General features: G+C 62.9%; 16 protein-coding genes. 6 read left to right on the top strand and 10 right to left on the bottom strand.

The annotated features are described in order from the left end of the window. Window positions 1-208: 208 nt before the first annotated feature. The 5 genes from AC1D08_RS04440 to AC1D08_RS04460 all read right to left on the bottom strand — a co-directional run bounded on the left by AC1D08_RS04440 (window position 209) and on the right by AC1D08_RS04460 (window position 4,631). Window positions 209-1,690 (bottom strand): hypothetical protein, encoded by a 1,482-nt coding sequence (locus AC1D08_RS04440; protein ID WP_457154197.1) that lies wholly within the window; start codon window positions 1,688-1,690, stop codon window positions 209-211. 35 nt (window positions 1,691-1,725) lie between these two features. After that, window positions 1,726-2,202, bottom strand: a complete 477-nt coding sequence (locus tag AC1D08_RS04445; protein ID WP_477225374.1) for a GtrA family protein — start codon at window positions 2,200-2,202, stop codon at window positions 1,726-1,728. Next, entirely contained in the window at window positions 2,180-2,881 is a 702-nt protein-coding gene (locus AC1D08_RS04450; RefSeq protein WP_457153260.1) for a class I SAM-dependent methyltransferase, read from the bottom strand. The genes AC1D08_RS04445 and AC1D08_RS04450 overlap by 23 nt, the downstream gene beginning before the upstream one ends. After that, the gene (locus AC1D08_RS04455) at window positions 2,874-3,893 is read right to left on the bottom strand and encodes a glycosyltransferase family 2 protein (protein WP_457153268.1); all 1,020 of its coding nucleotides are present in this window, start codon (window positions 3,891-3,893) and stop codon (window positions 2,874-2,876) included. Before AC1D08_RS04455 ends, AC1D08_RS04450 begins: the two co-directional genes overlap by 8 nt. Before the next feature lie 198 nt (window positions 3,894-4,091). After that, window positions 4,092-4,631, bottom strand: a complete 540-nt coding sequence (locus AC1D08_RS04460) for an outer membrane protein (protein WP_457153261.1) — start codon at window positions 4,629-4,631, stop codon at window positions 4,092-4,094. A gap of 463 nt (window positions 4,632-5,094) precedes the next feature. Here AC1D08_RS04460 and AC1D08_RS04465 point away from each other — a divergent pair, with 463 nt between their 5' ends. Then, a complete protein-coding gene (locus AC1D08_RS04465) occupies window positions 5,095-5,358 on the top strand; it encodes a DUF6460 domain-containing protein (RefSeq protein WP_457153262.1) in 264 nt (87 codons plus the stop codon). Window positions 5,359-5,413: 55 nt separating this feature from the next. On the opposite strand, the gene AC1D08_RS04470 is transcribed toward AC1D08_RS04465, so the two are convergent. Continuing rightward, the gene (locus AC1D08_RS04470) at window positions 5,414-6,319 is read right to left on the bottom strand and encodes a histone deacetylase family protein (RefSeq protein ID WP_457153263.1); all 906 of its coding nucleotides are present in this window, start codon (window positions 6,317-6,319) and stop codon (window positions 5,414-5,416) included. 132 nt (window positions 6,320-6,451) lie between these two features. Between AC1D08_RS04470 and AC1D08_RS04475 the strand changes: the two genes are divergently transcribed. Beyond that, entirely contained in the window at window positions 6,452-7,792 is a 1,341-nt protein-coding gene (locus AC1D08_RS04475; protein WP_457153264.1) for an MATE family efflux transporter, read from the top strand. On the opposite strand, the gene AC1D08_RS04480 is transcribed toward AC1D08_RS04475, so the two are convergent. Together AC1D08_RS04480 and AC1D08_RS04485 are read right to left on the bottom strand one after the other, a co-directional pair. After that, the gene (locus AC1D08_RS04480; RefSeq protein ID WP_457153265.1) at window positions 7,785-8,864 is read right to left on the bottom strand and encodes a quinone-dependent dihydroorotate dehydrogenase; all 1,080 of its coding nucleotides are present in this window, start codon (window positions 8,862-8,864) and stop codon (window positions 7,785-7,787) included. The two genes, AC1D08_RS04475 and AC1D08_RS04480, sit on opposite strands and share 8 nt — an antisense overlap. Then, window positions 8,861-9,211 (bottom strand): DUF952 domain-containing protein, encoded by a 351-nt coding sequence (locus tag AC1D08_RS04485; RefSeq protein WP_457153266.1) that lies wholly within the window; start codon window positions 9,209-9,211, stop codon window positions 8,861-8,863. Before AC1D08_RS04485 ends, AC1D08_RS04480 begins: the two co-directional genes overlap by 4 nt. 107 nt (window positions 9,212-9,318) lie before the next feature. On the opposite strand from AC1D08_RS04485, the gene AC1D08_RS04490 reads away from it, so the two are divergent. Then, window positions 9,319-9,747, top strand: coding sequence for a hypothetical protein (locus tag AC1D08_RS04490; protein ID WP_477422593.1), 429 nt, complete (start codon window positions 9,319-9,321; stop codon window positions 9,745-9,747). A gap of 124 nt (window positions 9,748-9,871) precedes the next feature. Beyond that, window positions 9,872-10,531: a response regulator transcription factor gene (locus AC1D08_RS04495; RefSeq protein ID WP_095082229.1), complete on the top strand. Its 660-nt coding sequence runs from the start codon at window positions 9,872-9,874 to the stop codon at window positions 10,529-10,531. Between the two features lie 22 nt (window positions 10,532-10,553). On the opposite strand, the gene AC1D08_RS04500 is transcribed toward AC1D08_RS04495, so the two are convergent. Next, entirely contained in the window at window positions 10,554-14,042 is a 3,489-nt protein-coding gene (locus AC1D08_RS04500) for a PAS domain-containing hybrid sensor histidine kinase/response regulator (RefSeq protein WP_457154283.1), read from the bottom strand. 292 nt (window positions 14,043-14,334) lie between these two features. Here AC1D08_RS04500 and mscL point away from each other — a divergent pair, with 292 nt between their 5' ends. Both mscL and AC1D08_RS04510 read left to right on the top strand, forming a co-directional pair. Next, complete coding sequence (gene mscL, locus AC1D08_RS04505; RefSeq protein WP_477422596.1) at window positions 14,335-14,757, top strand: large conductance mechanosensitive channel protein MscL; 423 nt, start codon at window positions 14,335-14,337, stop codon at window positions 14,755-14,757. 112 nt (window positions 14,758-14,869) lie between these two features. Continuing rightward, entirely contained in the window at window positions 14,870-16,036 is a 1,167-nt protein-coding gene (locus tag AC1D08_RS04510; RefSeq protein ID WP_477398958.1) for a pyridoxal phosphate-dependent aminotransferase, read from the top strand. 30 nt (window positions 16,037-16,066) lie between these two features. Here AC1D08_RS04510 and hemA read toward each other — a convergent pair whose 3' ends face one another. Then, window positions 16,067-17,344 (bottom strand): 5-aminolevulinate synthase, encoded by a 1,278-nt coding sequence (gene hemA, locus AC1D08_RS04515; RefSeq protein WP_457152890.1) that lies wholly within the window; start codon window positions 17,342-17,344, stop codon window positions 16,067-16,069. Between the last annotated feature and the right edge of the window lie 45 nt (window positions 17,345-17,389).

Consider the following 17,389-nt stretch of genomic DNA (forward strand, 5'->3'; position numbering starts at 1 on the left):
ACAGGCTCGCGCGCCGCGGCCGGAAGCTTTGGTTCTGCGAGTTCAAGACGCCGCTCATGCGGCGATGTCCCGCTCGTGCAAAAAATTCCGGCTCGTCGCTCTCACATGCCTATCCTCTGCGGTGCAACTTTGCTGCACCGCAACATAAGTGTCAAGGCATGTGCCAGTTCGAATGCCGGCGAGGCCGATCCGCGCCGGCGCGGCGGGATCAGGCGCCGGGCAGGTAGATCACCGCATGATCGTCCGAATAGGCCCGCTTCCAGCCCAGTTGGTCGAAGAAGGGAATGCGACTGTCGTCGGCTGCAATCAGCGCCCAGCCTATCGCGTATTTCTTCAGTTGGGCTTCGAGAAGGGGCTTGCCGTTGCTGTGTCCCGTCTCGTCATCGGCTTTTGTGAAACCACCGAGGAACAGCTGGTCCGTCCGACCGTCGATATAGGTCTTGATCCCGTGGAAGATCAGCGTGCCGCCGAAATTGTAGGAATTCAGCACGTTGCCGGACAGATGATGGCTTTCGGCGAATGCCAGCGCCCCACTGGCCGACGTCTTCGGGCTCGGCGCGACCTGGTAGACGCTGCCGAACATGGCGACCGCGCCGATGACCAAAACAGCTGCCGCGCCGCAGATCGCGTAAAACCGCCTGGCGAAGAATTGTTCCAGTCCGTCGCGCTTTTCAGCCAGCCATGCGGTAGCCGAAAGCGAGGGATATTGCTGTGCGACCTCCATCGCGATCACCACCGGAACCAGGAGGAAGAACAGATACATGAAACGCAGATGGGCGAGAAAGGCATGCAAGGTGAAGACGATGAACAACGCCTTGGCCCAGCCAATTCGCAACCGTGACACCAGCAGCCCGAACAGCCCCACCAGCATCGCAACTTCCTGGACAACGAGATCCTGCGCATTGAACGGTCGCCATTCCGCGATCAGCGACACCGCCTCGTTGCCATAGGCCACGGCGAAGGTCGCCAGGATGGCCTGGACGCCATAGGGGTGGATCAGGCTGACCAGCGGACAAAGCAGACCAAATGCGATCCATTTCGCCACGAGGGCCGGTTTTGTGAGACCTGTACGCGTCAGCAGATCGAGACCGGCGAAAGCTGCTATGACGAAGCTCAAGGTAAAGGTGGCGTGCAGGTTCGCCCACAACACAACCAGCACAAGCAGCCACCAGGGTGGCGCCCGTTCTTCCCATGCCGCACGAAAGAGCATCGCCGTCCAGACGACGATGATCGGGAAAGTGAAGATATGTGGACGCCCCGTAAAGATCGGGGTGATCAGGGCCATTGCAATGAAGGCCAGCGCAATCGACAGGATCGGCTTCAGCCATCTGCTGAGAAACCACCCCATCAGGAAAACCGTCAGGGAAATCATGGCGATGATCAGCGTGACCACGCCGTTCCAGCCTCCCGCCCGGTAGGCAAGAGCCAAAAGGACCTGCCCCAGCCATTCCTTGGCGATCCATGGCTGGCCGGCAAACGTGTAGGAATAAGGGTCGACTGTCGGAAATGTCCGGCTTGCCAGGAGATCCAGTCCTACCTTTACTTGCCACCAACTGTCGGGATCCTGCAGGATGGAAGGGGCAAAGGCGGCCAGCACCGCCGCCATGATACAGGCGGTGAACAGGCAGAATATCAGTTGGATACGCTGATCGTACGTTGCCGCGCCCGCACTGGCCTGAGCGTTGTTCATGGCGCCGCCTCTAATCGCTTCCGATGACAGTTGGTTCAAGGATTTCGACTGGTCGGCATCCGCCGAGACCCACCGGCCATCGGAAGGTTCCGGTCGGCTTCATCGTCTTCGCGACCTCCGCGCCCGACAAACACGAAGTGAGCCGAACCGAGGTAGAAAACAACCGAATAGACGCAGATTCCCGCGAGGTGAACCAGGGGGCTTTCTGTGATGCCTGCTGACCGGGCGGCGATCACGACTGCCAGATTGATGCTGTAGGCGACCAGGAAGACGCCCCCATATCGCAAAAGGGTTCCTGACCGGAAGCCATCGGCGCTGGTGAAGGTCCATTGGCGGTTGAGGAAGAAGCCGAGGACAAGGCCGGCGCCAAAGCCCGTGGCATTGGCGACGATGTCGCCAAAACCCAACGCAAGTCCGGCCAGAATGACGGCGTAGCCCAGCGCCGTGTTCAACAGACCGACGACGCCAAATCGCAGCATCCTCGGATAGTCAAACGGCAGGTTTGACCGCATGCGCAAAATATTGGGCTCCGACAGGAATCTTGGTGAGGAAACGCTCGAACGGCCTCAGCCGCGCAAGCAGCCGAGGAAAGAAGATCCGGTAGATGATCCGGGTGTTGGCAAGACCCGCCTCGGCCATGCGCCTGCGCATCTCGTGCGAATTGATCAAAACCGCGTTCTCGTCGAAAGCGCAATTTCTCACCGCGTGCGTGGTCAGCGGGTTCCACGGATTGTGCTCGAAAACAAAGAAGCTGCCGCCACCGGCCAGCACCCTGCCAATCTCCGCGAGCAGTCCGACCTGGAGGTCCTCGGGAATGTGGTGGAAGACGCAGGCCGCGAAAGCCAGGTCGAAGCTGCCGTCGGCAAAGGGAATTGTCTCGCCGTCGAAATGCGTGAAGGCGGCCTGGCCGGGGAAGCGCTTGCTGGCGATGTCGAGCGATTCCCGCGAAGGATCGAGCAAGGTGATCTCGCTGTCCGGAAAAGCGTTGCGCATATGGCCGAGCGAGTTGCCGACACCGGCGCCGAAGTCGAGTATCCGTCGCGGTTTTACGCCGGCCCGCCGCAGCGTCGCGGCGATGTCGTCGATCTTGTACTTGGCGAAGAAGTCCGGGGTTTCGCCGCTCAGCCTTATGCTGGCGGCATGCTGTTCCTGGTACTCTCGTGCAAACTGGTCGAACTCCGCCTCAAGCACGTGCGGCCCTCTTTGCCATCTCCTGCAGGCGGTGGACGGGCAGATCCTTGTCCTCGACTGCCTGGCTGCGCGAAACGATCTCGTTGACGAAGTAAAGCGGCCGCCGCTTTGTCTCCATGTACATGCGCCCGAGATACTCGCCGAAGATACCAAGCACCATCAGCTGGACGCTGCCAAGAATCAGCACGATCGCGGCAAGGCTGGTCCAGCCGGGCAACACGTTTCCGACCGACCATTCGACCAGGGTGTAGCCGAGCACGACCAGGCCCAGAAGCCCGAACAACATTCCAAGTAGCGAGGCGAACCGCAAGGGTGCGATGGAGAAGCTGGTCATCGCGTCGACCGCCAGAAGAACCATCTTCTTCAGGGGATAGTGGGTGGTGCCGGCAAAGCGCCGATGCCGTTCATAGGGGAAGGCCACCTGCTTCAGCCCGATCCAGCTCACCATGCCGCGAATGAACCTGTAGCGTTCGGGCATCGCGTTCAGATGGTCGAGCGCGCGGCGGCTCATCAGCCGGAAATCCCCTGAATTCGAAGCGATCTCGACATCGACCATGCGGCGCAGCAAGCGATAGAACATCGAGGCGGAGGCGAGCTTGAACCAGCTTTCCCCGTCGCGGCTCTGCCGTTGGCCGTAAACGACATCGAAGCCTTCATTCATCTTCGCCATCATCGCGCCGAGCAGTTCAGGCGGATCCTGCAGGTCGGCATCGAGAATGAGAATGCGCTGGCCGCGACAGAATTCGAGCCCCGCGCTCAACGCGATCTGGTGGCCGTAGTTGCGGGCAAGGTCGATGGCGACGACATGGTCGTCCTTTTCCGCCAATTGGAAAATGGCCTCGCGTGTACCGTCGGTCGCGCCGTCGATTACAAGCACGATCTCATAGGAGGATCCCTGTTCCAGGCATGCGGCCGTCACCCGTCGATGAAGTTCGGCCACCCCGTCCAGTTCATTGTAGCATGGGACGACCACCGACAGCATGACGGCGCGTCGCGCGGTGTTTTTCTCCATTTCCACCAAAAGCCTTGCTCCCGCTATTCGATTGGGAATAGCGGCAATTGGTTAGAAAACAGATAAGCCAGCGGGTCGGTCGCGGCCATTGGCCGGTCGCCTTTTTCCGCCGCCGGCGGCCACGGTCACGACCGAACCGGCAGTTCCATGCGGATGCGCGCGCCGCGCCAGGACCCGGCCAATATCCGGATTGTGCCGTCATGCAGAAGCGCGATCTGGCAGGCAAGGTTCGACCTTGGTCGAGAGGCCACCGGCTAAACCCTGCTCGATACCGGCGCCGAAGAGATAGCCGAGTTTCCATCCGTCGCTGCTGCTGACCTTGTCGCCCTTGTCGAATTTGGTCAGCGCAACGCTCCCGGTTTCGAACAGCAGCGTCTGGTCGATGCTCACGCCGGCTTTGGCCTTGGCGGCACCGCGCCACTTTTCCTTGACCTTGCCGCCCTCGACGTCGTGCTCGGCGCCGCCCAGGTAGGAGCCTTCGATCTCGGCCCCCAGGACTCCCGAGCCTAGCTGCTGATTGTAGCCGGCCTGGATACCGCCGCTGAGGCCGTTTCTGCCGGCAAACGGGTTCGGCATCCCAGTGAATGCCGTGTCGCCATGTACGCCGACATAGGCGCCGCTCCACTGAAAGGCGGGAGGATCGTTGTAGGCAGGCGCGAGATCGGCAGCCATTGCCGAGCCGTTCAGGCACATGGCAAGCGCACTTGCCGTCAGCAGCATCATTGCTTGGGGGGACATTGCATTACTCCAACACGCACGCGCATCCGAAGATACGCAGGTTGATCTCTTGGGAGCCTGACCATTGGGGCGGTCGCGCTCCCGCTCACTTGTCTCGCCGGGAACGGTCGCGCTGGTCACGGAAACTGACACAAGGCAGTCGTGGTGGGTGACCGGATCTTTTCGCGCAACCTCTGCCTGAAAGACGTGGGTTATCTCGCAGTCGAAAATTGCACGCACATTGCGAGAAATCGAAAAATGAAGATTTTTCGCTTTATTTTCAACAAATTAGATAGGTGCTGTTTACCGATTCTTAGCAAATCGGCATGGGCTCGATCAGTATCATTCGCACGACAGGGCCGCGCTCTGTCTCGCCCAAGGCCTAGGCTATCCAGGCAAACCTGTCGGCTTGAAGCCAGGAAGCCAAGTGCGTATGTCTGGGCCGACGCCCTCGAGTCTGGGCACCTCAATCGGGAGACGGGCCTTGTCCGCATTGACGCGCTTTCTCGGCGACTCGCCGCTCAGGGTGATCCTGAAGCTGCTGGTGGTGTCGTTCCTCGTCGGCCTGGTCATGAATGCCTTCGGCTGGTCGCCGATGGACGTGTTCTATGGCATCCGGAAGTTCTTCACCGATCTCTGGAATCTCGGCTTCCACGCCATCGATCGCTTTCTCGGCTACATCTTGCTGGGTGCGGCGATCGTCGTCCCGGCCTTCATCCTGATCAGGATCGCCAGCTACCGGAAGTAGAGCATGATCCCGAAAAGTGGGAACCGGTTTTCGGGCAAGATCATGCGTAAAAGGATTATCTGATATAGCTTGACGCCACCTCGAACAGGATGGCGTGGCGAGCGGCGAGCGTTGCCACATCGGTTGAATAACCGCCACCGATGACGCCGCAGACGGGAATGCCCAGCGTGCGAAAATGGCGGATCACCATGTCGTCGCGAGCGCGCAAGCCGTCATCCGATAGCGACAGCCGTCCAAGCCTGTCCTCGGCATGGACGTCGACGCCGGCATTGTAGAAGACGATGTCCCAATGCGCTTGGGCCGACAGTTCCGGCAGAATGGCGGCGAGCCTTTCGATATAGGCAGCGTCACCTGTGCCGTCGGGCAGCGCGACATCGAGGTCGGAGGCGATCTTGCGCGCGGGGTAGTTGCGGTCGCCATGCATGGAAAAGCTGAACACGCGCGGATCGCCCGCGAGAATGTCGGCCGTCCCGTCGCCCTGATGTACGTCGAGGTCGACGACCAGGATGTTTTGTGCGGCGCCCTCGGCAAGCAGGACCAGCGCGGCGACAGCGACATCGTTGAAGGTGCAGAAGCCGGCGCCTTGCGCGCGCCGCGCATGATGGCTGCCGCCGGCGGTGTTGCAGGCGATGCCGTGGCGCAAGGCGAGCCGCGCCGCCAGCACCGTGCCGCCGGTTGCAAGCTGTGCGCGCAAGGAGACGCGTGGGCCAACCGGAAAACCGATTTCGCGCTCGATTTTTTCAGGCACCGAGCAGCTGATGACCTGGTCGACATACTCCGCCGCATGGGCAAGTTTCAGCCATGATGCCGGCGCCGGTTCGGCGATGTTGAGCGCGTCGGGCCCGGCCAGACCGCGTGCGCGCAAGGCGTCCATCAGCAGCGGATATTTGCTCATCGGAAAGCGATGGTTGACGGCGAAGCCGGCGTCGTAGTCGGGATGGTGGACGATCTGCAGGGGCATGAACTGGGTCCGGCGGGCTCGCGCCAGAAAGGGGATTCGGTTGGCCGTCACGGGATGGGTGATTGCGCGATGCCGGCAAAATGGGGCACACCGGCTGTTCGATCAAGCCGCAATCAGCAAGGCAGCAATCCTTTGGACAAGGGTGCAATCCCAGCCGACGCCAGGTCCTTTGTCGTCACCAACCGGTCCGTGCTCGCAATCGCGGTGCCGATGACGCTTGCCTATCTGACGACACCGATGCTCGGCCTGGTCGACACGGCTGTCGTCGGCCAGTTCGGCGACGCCGCCTTGCTCGGCGGCCTGGCGGCAGGCGCACTTGTTTTCGACGTCGTCTTCACCACCTTCAATTTCCTGCGCTCGGGTACCACCGGCCTCGTCGCCCAGGCCTTCGGGCGCGGCGACGAACTGGAGGAACAGGCGGTGTTCTGGCGCGCCGTGCTGATCGCGGTTGTCGCCGGCATCGTGCTCGCCGCACTTGCGCCGCTGGTTGCCATCGCCGGGCAAAAGTTCATGGGCGCCGAACCGCGCGTCAGCGAGGCAATGGCCGTCTATATCCACATCAGGATGCTCGCAGCCCCCTTCTCGCTGATCAACTATGCCATCCTCGGCTATGTCCTGGGGCGCGGCGAGGGCGGGCTAGGGCTGATGCTGCAATTGGTGCTGAACGGCATCAACATCGCGCTCTGCTTCCTGCTTGGATTGAAGCTTGGCTGGGGCGTGGCAGGGGTCGCCTGGGCTACCGTCGCCGGTGAGTTCCTTGCCATGCTGCTCGGCCTGGCGATCGTGGTCCTCCGGTTCCGGGCGGCGCCGTCCTTGCCACGCCACCGTCTGCTCGACATGGCTGCCTTCCTGCGCATGCTGTCGCTCAACCGCGACATCATGATCCGTTCGTTCTCGCTGCTGGCCGCCTTCGCACTGTTCACCCGCCAGGGTGCGCAGTTCGGCACGGTGACGCTGGCCGCCAACGCCGTCCTGATGAATTTCTTTCTCGTTGCCGGTTATTTCCTCGATGGCTTTGCCACCGCCGCCGAACAACTGGCCGGCCGTGCCGTCGGCGCGCGTGCGGCAACACCGTTCCGGCAGGCAGTGCGGCTCACCTTGTTTTGGGGGTTCGGGCTGGCGGGTGCGGCGACCCTGTTGCTGCTGCTGGCCGGCGCCAATCTGGTCGCTCTCGTGACGACGGCGGTGGAGGTCCGTTCAGTGGCCGATATCTACCTGCCATGGGCAGCGTTCACCGCGTTGAGCGGCGTGCTGGCATTCCAGATGGATGGCGTCTTCATCGGCGCGACCTGGTCGCGTGACATGCGCAACATGATGCTGCTGTCGTTCCTGGTCTTTGTAGTCGCGTTGCTCACCTTGGCGCCTGCCTTTGGCAACCATGGCCTGTGGGCGGCGTTGCACGTCTTCTTGCTGGCGCGGGGCTTCAGCCTGCTGACGATTTTGCGGCTGCGACTGCGGACGGCGTTCAGCTGAGCGGTTTCGACGCCCATTGATCGAGATGGCTGTCGCGCAAATCGCGAATGGATCTGAGGCGCCCCGTTTCGGCAAAGCGTGCCATCCCGGCGACGATCCGGCCCGGCAGTGCGGGGCCGGCATAGATCATGCTGGTGTAGAGCTGAACGAGATCGGCGCCGGCTCGGATCTTTTCCAGCGCCGCGTCGGTCGAATCGACGCCGCCGACGCCGATGATGGCAAGCTCTGGCCCGAGCAGTTTGCGCATCCTGGCCAGCACGATGGTCGAGCGTTCGAACAGTGGTCTGCCGGAGAGCCCGCCTGTCTCGCGCGCGGCGTCGCCACTGCGCAGCCCTGGCCGGGAGATGGTGGTGTTGGAGACGATGACACCGTCGATCCGCTTCTCGGTGACCTCGGCGGCGATGTCTTCCAGCTCGGCCTCGACCAGGTCCGGCGCGATCTTGAGGAAGACTGGCGGCTGCGCCGTTGCGGCGGCGCGCGCGGCCATGACGCGTGACAAAAGCTCGCCGAGCTGCTCGCGCGCCTGCATGTTGCGCAGCCCCGGCGTGTTGGGCGAGGAGATGTTGACCGTCAGATAATTGGCATAGGGCGCAAAGCGGGTAACGCCGCGCTCATAGTCGCCGATGCGGTCGGCGCTGTCCTTGTTGGCGCCGATATTCACGCCAACGATGCCGGGACGCCCCTTGCGGGCGGTGAGGCGCTTTTCGGCGGCCGCGTGGCCTTCATTGTTGAAGCCCAGCCGGTTGATCACCGCCTCATCCGCCGTCAGCCGGAAGATGCGCGGTTTCGGGTTGCCGGCCTGCGGCAGCGGCGTGACCGTGCCGACCTCGGCAAAGCCGAAGCCGAGCCCAAGCAGCGCATCGGGCACCTCGGCGTTCTTGTCATAGCCGGCCGCCATGCCGAGCGGGTTGGGGAAATCGAGGCCGCAGACCGTCACCTTCAGCCGCGCATCGCGCGTTGTCCGCGCGCCGACAGGCAGGCCGCATCGCAGCGCTGCGATCGACATGCCATGAGCGGTTTCCGGATCGAATGTGAACAGCAGCTTCTGGCCGAGCCTGTCGAGCACGCTCATTCGGCCTCCAGTGCCGGGAACTGGTGGGTACCGTCGGCGCCAAGCGGCAGCGGTCGGACCCAAAGGACGGCTTTCAGGTCCAGCACGCCATAGAGATGCGGAAACGGCGCGCCGCCGCGCGAGACCTCGTATTTCAGCGCGGCGCCCAGACGCGAGCCGTCGATGGCGACCAGCAGGAGGCCGGTCTGGCCGGCAAAATGCTTCGCCGCGGTTTCCCTGACCTGCCCTGCCGTGGAGAAATGGATGAAGCCGTCGGCGACATCGATCTGCGCGCCGGTGAAGCGGCCATTGGCTTCGGCCTCGCGCCAAGGCCCTTCCGGGGTTATCTTGTAGATAAACTGAGACATGGTTGCGCTATAGTCCGAACCAGCCACGCGGGAAAGACCACGCCAAGGGTCTTCCCCAATTCCGGCGCAAACATGCGATAAATCAGGCTTTGGCCATGGAGGACAACATGCGTCTGCAGCACATCTTGATCCCCGCCGCGCTCGTTTCGCTGGTCGCGGCTTCAGCGTATTCGGAAGAAACCGATCGCTACCGGCTGGAAAAGTCTGATAACGGCTTTGTCCGCATGGATACGCAGACCGGTGCGATGTCGATCTGCGAGGAACGCTCCGGCCAGCTCGTCTGCAAGATGGCGGCTGACGAACGCGCCGCTTTCCAGGATGAGGTCGACCGCCTCCAGACCTCGATGAAGGCGATGGACGAGCGCGTTACCAAGCTCGAGAATTCGCTCTCCGCCCGCCTCGAATCGCAATTGCCGAGCGAGGAGGATTTCAACAAGACGATGAGCTACATGGAGCGTTTCCTGCGTGGTTTCATGGGCATCGTCAAGGATATGGACAAGGACAACGGCGCGCAGCTCAACTCGCAGAAGACCTGAGCGCTCGAAACAGGGAAAACGCGGCGCGCTGGCTTTGCCGCTTGAAAACAGCGCGCAGCCCCTCATAATCGTCCAACTGGTCCCGGAAAGAGCTAAAAAATCATCGGGATTCGGGGAGGGACATTTGCCGTCAGGCTATTCTTTCGTCATCGCCGACGACCACCCGCTGTTTCGCGGTGCGCTGCGCGAAGCGCTCGCCGGCATAGGCAATGTCGCGGCAATCCACGAGGCCGGTGATTTCGAGAGCGCCAAGGCGCTGGTCGTGGCCAACGAAGATGTCGATCTGGTGCTGTTAGATCTGTCGATGCCGGGCGCCAGCGGCCTTTCCGGCCTGATCTCGCTTCGCGGCATCCATCCGGCGGTGCCGCTGGTCGTGGTCTCGGCGCATGACGATCCGGCGACCATCAGGCGTGCGCTCGATCTCGGTGCTTCCGGCTTCATCTCCAAGTCGGCCAGTATGGAGGAGATCCGCGACGCCGTGCAGTCGGTGCTTGCCGGCGACATCGCCGCGCCCGTCGGCATCGATCTCGGCGTCGAGCGCGATCCCGAGATTTCCGACCTGATCAAGCGCCTGCAGGCGCTGACCCCGCAGCAGACCCGCGTGCTCGGCATGCTGGCCGAGGGCCTGCTCAACAAGCAGATCGCCTATGAGCTCGGCGTCTCCGAGGCCACGATCAAGGCGCATGTCTCGGCCATCCTGCAGAAGCTCGGCGTCGACAGCCGCACCCAGGCAGTGATCCTGCTGTCCAAGATCGGCAGTGACCCGCTGCAGCCAGCCGGCTGACACGCGGGTCTCGTCGGAATCGTCATTCGGCGGCCGATGCCAGCGGCCTGACCCTGGCCATCATCGAACGCAGCACCGCCGGCTTCAGTGGCTTGTTGATCACCGGAATCTCGAGCCCGGCCGCGGCCGTGCGCACCTCGTTGGTGCGGTCGGCAGTGACCAGCACAGCCGGCAGCGCGTCGCCATGGATCGCGCGCAGCCTGACGATGATGTCGAGGCCGGTTTCACCGTCGAGATGGTAGTCGGCAAGGACAATGTCCGGGCGGTGCATCGTGGCACCCGCCAGATCCCTCGAGCCTGATATCGTGTCGACATTGCAGCCCCAGCCCTCGAGCAGGAGCCGCATGCCTTCGAGGATGCGGGCATCGTTGTCGATGCAGAGCACATGCAGGCCGGCCAGCGAAGCTGTCGCGCGGGCAGGGGCCCTGGTTTCGATCTCGCGTCGTGGCTCCTGCACGGCGGCGACCGGCAGGATGACGGAGAAGCGCGTGCCCTTGCCCGGATTGGAAAAGATCCGGATCTCCAGGCGCAAAACCCGGGCGATACGATCGACGATGGAAAGGCCGAGACCGAGGCCCTCGGCTTCGCGCGCACCTTCGTCCAGCCGGGTGAATTCGTGAAAGACGGTGTTCAGTTCGTCGCCGGCGATGCCGATACCGGTGTCGATCACCTGGATTTCGGCCAGGTCGCCGCGACGGCGAACGCCGACCAGCACACGGCCGTTCCGCGTGTACTTGATGGCATTGGAGACGAGATTCTGGATCAGGCGGCGCAGCAGGTTGCGGTCCGTCATCACGGTCAGCGACGACGGCATGATCGTCAGGCCGAGTTTCTTTTCGGCAGCCAGTGGCCGAAAATCGTTACCGATCTGGCGCAGCAATCCGTCAAGGTTGAAAGCGGTGTCGTCCGGCTTCATCGCGCCGGCATCGAGGCGGGAGATGTCGAGCACGGCACCGAGAATGGTCTCGACCGATTCCAGCGAGGATTCGATGTTGACCGCTGCCTTGCCGGCAGGCCCCTTGCCGGCCTTCTCGATCAGCGACGAGCAATAGAGCCGGGCAGCGTTCAGCGGCTGCAGGATGTCGTGGCCAGCGGCGGCAAGGAAGCGTGTCTTGCCGAGATTGGCCTCCTCGGCCAGCATCTGTGCCTGCGCCAGCTCTTCGTTGACGCGGGTCAGCTCGATGGTGCGGGTCTTGACGCGCTGCTCCAGCGATTCATTGGCGCGCTTCAGCGCCAGGTCCTGTTCGACGCGTCCGGAAATGTCGGCATAGGTGGCGACAATGCCGCCATCCGGCATCGGGTTGGAACGCAGCTCGAGGATGCGGCCGCTGGTCTTCAACTCCATCTGCCACGGACTGACGAAGCTGGTCAGCCGGTTGAGCATGGCCACACGCTGGTCCGATGGAATGTCGCCGCGCTCGGCAAGATGGCGCAGGATGCGGTCGAGCGAGACGCCGACCTGACCCATCTCGTCGGGCAGGTCGAACAGCGCGCGGTACTGGCGGTTCCAGCAGATCAGGCGGAAATCGCGGTCGAAAACGGTGATGCCTTGCTCCATCTGATCGAGCGCGATCTGCAAGAGGTCGCGATTGTGCTGCAGTGCCTCGGTGGCGTCGTCGAGCAGCCGGAAGGCATCCCTGGATTCGCGGTCGTGGCGCCGAAACAGCAGCGACAGGATCAGCCGTGCCGAGGAAGAGCCGACGGCGCTGGCCAGCAATTGCTCGGAAAAACGGATGACGTCCATGCTCGCCTGCTCTTTGCCGTGCAGCGAGGCGCCATTGGTCTTTTCGAACGACTGGAAGGAGCGCTCGGTGCGCTCGACGCCGAGATAGCGCGAGATCGTGTCCTTGAGGTCGTTGACGGTGATGGCGGTGCGGAAGCGGCGCAGGCTGGGCATCGGGCCGGCATCGCGCGGCACGAAGATCGACGCCTGGATGCGCTCCAACGGCACCGACGCGCGCGACAGGGAGCCGAGCACGAAGAACACCGCGTTGATCGACAGGCTCCACAACACGCCGTGGTTCAGCGGTTCGGCGACTGTGCCGAACAGCGCCTGCGGCCGCAGCGCCTCGAAGCCGAACAGCCCGTGCGCGATGATGTCGGTGTCGGGTGCGGCAAGCGATGGAAGCAGCAGCGTGTAGCCCCAGACGAGGATGCCGGCGACCATGCCGAGTGCAGCACCCCGGCCATTGGCGCCACGCCAGATCAGTCCGCCTATCAGCGCGGGCGCGAACTGGGCAATGGCCGCAAACGACATCAGGCCGATCGACGACAGCCGCGCGCTGTTGGTGCTCTCGCGGTAGTAGAGGAAGGCGATGAACAGCAGGATGAAGATCGCCCCGCGCCGCACATTGAGGATCAGCGTCGACCAGTCTTCATCCTCGGAGGTCGACGTCTTGAGCAGGCGGCGCACGAACAGCGGAATGACGAGGTCGTTGGAGATCATGATCGACAACGCCACGCTTTCGACGATCACCATGGCCGTTGCCGCCGACAGGCCGCCGATGAAGGCTGCCATCGCCAGCAGATCATGGCCGCTGAACAGAGGCAGCGACAGCACATAGAGATCGCTGCTGGTCCCGGTGCCGACCAGCGACAGGCCTGCAAAGGCGATCGGCAGCACGAACAAATTGATTGCCACCAGATAGAGCGGAAACACCCATGTCGCGGTGCGCAATTCGCTCTCGCCGCGGTTCTCGACGATGGTGACGTAGAATTGCCTCGGCAGCATGATGATGGCGAAACCGCTCAGGCAAGTCAGCACCAGCCAGGTGGCAAGGGAGGTGTTGTAGCCCATCGCCTGCCGGACCTGTGCGTTCTGCGCCAACTTGTCGAACATGTCGCCAGGGCCGCCGAAAATCAGGAAGGTGACCATCAGGCCGATCGCCAGGAAAGCGGCGAGCTTGACTACGGTCTCGACCGCAACTGCCAGCACCAGCCCGTCCTGGTGTTCGGTGGCATCGGCATGGCGTGTGCCGAACAGCACCGCAAACAGCGCCAGCAGCATGGCGACGACCAGCGAGATGTCGCTGACGAACGGATCGAAGGAGGGTGGCGAGCCGGTGTAATGCTCGACCATCAGGCTGACCGAACCGGAGATCGCCTTCAACTGCAGCGCGATATATGGCACCGCGCCGATTGTCGCGATCAGCGTCGCGATCGCCGAGACGGTGAAGCTCTTGCCATAGCGGGCGCCGAGGAAGTCGGCGATCGAGGTGATCTTCTCCGTCTTGGCCAGCCGCACGATGCGGTTGAGCAGCGGAAACCCGAACACGAACACCAGCACCGGGCCGGTATAGATGCCGAGGAATTCAAGACCGCGCTCTGAGGAGAGGCCAACCGAGCCGAAGAAGGTCCAGGACGTGCAGTAGATGGCAAGGCTGAGCGCGTAGATGAACGGCCGCGCCCGGCTCGGCCCGGATATCGCCGAGCGGCGGTCGCCCAGGCTGGCGATGGCGAACAGCAGCGTCACATAGGCGATCGCGATGATGACGATGAACAAGCCCTGCACGCCTGGAATTTCCTCCTTTGCCGCCTTTTTATCCGGCTTGTCCGAACGCAATCACAGCTTGGCGTCCGAGTCCATTGCGGCTTTGGAAGCATGGTGGCGACATTCAGACAGCAACCAAGCTGACGTCCAAGGCGCTGCCCGAGGTTCCGCCCGAGGTTCCGTCATGTAAGGAGAAACCGGTTGCTTTCCCCTTTTTGCCCATGTTGCAACCCCAGGTTTTTGTTATGTTGCCCTCGGGTCGATGCCGCAAGGACGGAACGGCAGAGCGGCCGGTCACGACAAGGAGGGTCGAATGCTGAAGGAATTCCAGGAATTCATTTCCAAGGGCAATGTGATGGACCTTGCGGTCGGCGTCATCATCGGCGCGGCCTTTGGCAAGATCGTCACTTCGCTGGTCGACGACGTCATCATGCCGATCGTCGGCGCGATCTTCGGCGGACTGGACTTCAACAACTATTTCTTTGGACTGTCCTCGGCAGTCAACGCCACCGCGCTGGCGGACGCCAAAAAGCAAGGCGCTGTTTTCGCCTATGGCAGCTTCATCACCGCGGTGCTGAATTTCCTCATCCTTGCCTTCATCATCTTCCTCATGGTCAAGGCGGTGAACAGCATGCGCAAGCGGCTTGAGGCCGAGAAGCCTGCGGCACCTGCCGCGCCGCCGCCCGCCGACGTTGCGCTGCTGACCGAAATTCGCGATCTGCTCGCCAAGCGCTAACCTCTCTGGCGGCTTTGCTGGACCAAAACCCCGGTCGTTCGCGGCCGGGGTTTTCTGCTTTCGCATCTGGTAAGGAGCGCTGATTGACGCCCGAGATTGGAACGGACCCGCCATGACCTTGATCGACAGCTTGCGCGCGGAAGCCCGTGCGGCGCCCGAAAGCGGTATTGTCGCCGTCGTCAATTACGGCCGCCTGCGCGAGGGCATGATCCCGCTCTGGGCCGGTGAGGGCGACCTGCCGACGCCGGCCTTCATCACCGATGCAGCTTCGAAGGCTCTGGCCGGCGGCGAGACGTTCTACACTTGGCAAAGGGGCATCCCCGATCTGAGGCAGGCGCTTGCCCGCTACTATGCCAGGCATTTCGGCAAGACGTTCCCCGAGGAACAGTTCATCGTCACCGGGTCTGGCATGCATGCCATCCAGCTGGCGCTCGATGCGCTCGCCGGCGCCGGCGACGAGGTTGTCTATCTGTCGCCGGCCTGGCCTAATTTCGACGCTGCCGCGGCGATATCGGGAGCCGTTCCGGTGGCGGTCACGCTCGATCACTCCGGCAATGGCTGGTCCTGCGACGTCGAGAAGATCGCGGCGGCGATCACGCCGCGCACCAAGGCGCTGTTCATCAACACGCCGTCGAACCCGACCGGCTGGACCGCTGACCACGAGACCTTGCAGGCGATCCTCGATCTCGCCCGCGCCAAAAACCTCTGGATCATCGCCGACGAGATCTATGCGCTGTTCCACTACGGCCATGGCCGTGCGCCCTCCTTCCTCGACATCGCGACGGCTGAGGATCGCATCCTGTTCGTCAACAGCTTTTCCAAGAACTGGGCGATGACCGGCTGGCGCGTTGGCTGGATCAAGACCCATCCTGCCTTGCAGCAGGTGTTCGAGAACCTGATCCAGTATTCCAACTCGGGCGTCGCCCAGTTCATGCAGCGCGGCGCGGTCGCCGCCCTTGATGAGGGGGATGGTTTCATTGCCGAACAGGTCGAGCGGGCGAGGAAGGCGCGCGACCTGGTCTGCGGCATTCTCGGTGCCACCGGCCGCGCCCGGTTCACCGTGCCGCAAGGGGCGTTCTATCTGTTCTTCACGGTCGACGGCATCACCGATTCACGCACCGCCGCTTTCGACATCGTCGACAGGGCCAATGTCGGCCTGGCGCCCGGCACGGCCTTCGGCCCCGGTGGCGAAGCCTTCCTCAGACTGTGCTTCCACCGCCGCCTCGACCAGGTCGAGGAAGCGGCGCACCGGCTGGCGAAGTGGATGAAGACTGTTTGAGCCGCCGTCGGACCGAGGTTCAAACGGGGTTCAGCCGCCTGACTTGGGCACCAGCAGTGGAATGATCCGGTCGCTCTTGGCGACGGAGGGGCGACCAGCGGAGCCATAGGGTATGCCCAGCGCATCCCAGGTCTCGATCAGCGCGTCCTGCAGTTCGGCGATCAGCGCGTCGGAATGGAACGGTGTCGGCGTGATACGCAGCCGCTCCGTGCCGCGCGGCACGGTCGGATAGTTGATCGGCTGGATGTAGATGCCGTGCACGCCAAGCAGGCGGTCGCTGGCCATCTTGCAGAGTTCCGGGTCGCCGACCAGCAGCGGCACGATATGCGTCGGCGACTCCATCACCGGCAGGCCGGCGGCCGAGAGGATCTGCTTGGTTCGCGTCGCCTGCCGCTGCTGCGCGTCGCGCTCGGCCTGCGAGCGCTTGAGATGGCGGATCGAGGTGGTCGCGGCGGCGGCGATCGCCGGCGGCAGGGCCGTGGTGAAGATGAAGCCCGGCGCATAGGAGCGCACGGCGTCGATGACGGCACTGGTGCCGGTGATATAGCCACCCAGCGTGCCGAACGCCTTGGCCAGCGTGCCTTCGATGATGTCGATGCGGTCGGCCAGGCCTTCGCGCTCGGTGATGCCGCCGCCGCGAGATCCGTACATGCCGACGGCATGGACCTCGTCGATATAGGTCATGGCGTTGTGGCGCTCGGCGAGTTCGACGATCTGCTTGATCGGCGCGATGTCGCCATCCATCGAATAGACGCTTTCGAAGACGATCAGCTTGGCGCGTTCGCGGCCCGCCGCCTGCAGCAGGCTTTCCAGGTGCGCGACGTCATTGTGACGGAAGATCTTCTTTTCCGCACCCGATCGCCGCACGCCTTCGATCATCGAAGCGTGGTTCAGCTCGTCCGAAATGATCAGGCAATTGGGCAAAAGCCGTGCGATGGTCGAGATCGACGCTTCATTGGAGACGAAGCCGGAGGTGAAGACGAGTGCGGCTTCCTTGTCGTGCAGGTCGGCAAGCTCCAGTTCCAGCTCGACCAGCGGGTTGCTGGTGCCGGAAATGTTGCGGGTGCCGCCGGCGCCGGAGCCCATCTTGCCCGCCGCATTCTGGAACGCGGCGATGACATCGGGATGCTGGCCCATGCCGAGATAGTCGTTGGAGCACCAGACGGTGATTTCCTCGGCGCGCCCATTGGAACGCCAGATGGCGCGCGGAAACTTGCCTGCAATGCGCTCGAGGTCGGCGAAGACGCGGTAGCGACGCTCGGCATGGAGCTGGTCGATCGCTTCCTCGAAGAACCGCTGATAGTTCATGTCGACTTCCCAATTTTGCGCGGGATCATAATCATTGGCCCATTG

This window comes from Mesorhizobium sp. P2_E6 (genome assembly GCF_056403835.1).

Coding starts and splice junctions, on each gene's coding strand:
- AC1D08_RS04440 (WP_457154197.1), bottom strand. CDS start 1,690: ATGAACAACGCTCAGGCCAGTGCGGGCGCGGCAACGTACGATCAGCGT.
- AC1D08_RS04445 (WP_477225374.1), bottom strand. CDS start 2,202: ATGCGGTCAAACCTGCCGTTTGACTATCCGAGGATGCTGCGATTTGGC.
- AC1D08_RS04455 (WP_457153268.1), bottom strand. CDS start 3,893: ATGGAGAAAAACACCGCGCGACGCGCCGTCATGCTGTCGGTGGTCGTC.
- AC1D08_RS04460 (WP_457153261.1), bottom strand. CDS start 4,631: ATGTCCCCCCAAGCAATGATGCTGCTGACGGCAAGTGCGCTTGCCATG.
- AC1D08_RS04470 (WP_457153263.1), bottom strand. CDS start 6,319: ATGCCCCTGCAGATCGTCCACCATCCCGACTACGACGCCGGCTTCGCC.
- AC1D08_RS04480 (WP_457153265.1), bottom strand. CDS start 8,864: ATGAGCGTGCTCGACAGGCTCGGCCAGAAGCTGCTGTTCACATTCGAT.
- AC1D08_RS04485 (WP_457153266.1), bottom strand. CDS start 9,211: ATGTCTCAGTTTATCTACAAGATAACCCCGGAAGGGCCTTGGCGCGAG.
- AC1D08_RS04490 (WP_477422593.1), top strand. CDS start 9,319: ATGCGTCTGCAGCACATCTTGATCCCCGCCGCGCTCGTTTCGCTGGTC.
- mscL (WP_477422596.1), top strand. CDS start 14,335: ATGCTGAAGGAATTCCAGGAATTCATTTCCAAGGGCAATGTGATGGAC.
- AC1D08_RS04510 (WP_477398958.1), top strand. CDS start 14,870: ATGACCTTGATCGACAGCTTGCGCGCGGAAGCCCGTGCGGCGCCCGAA.
- hemA (WP_457152890.1), bottom strand. CDS start 17,344: ATGAACTATCAGCGGTTCTTCGAGGAAGCGATCGACCAGCTCCATGCC.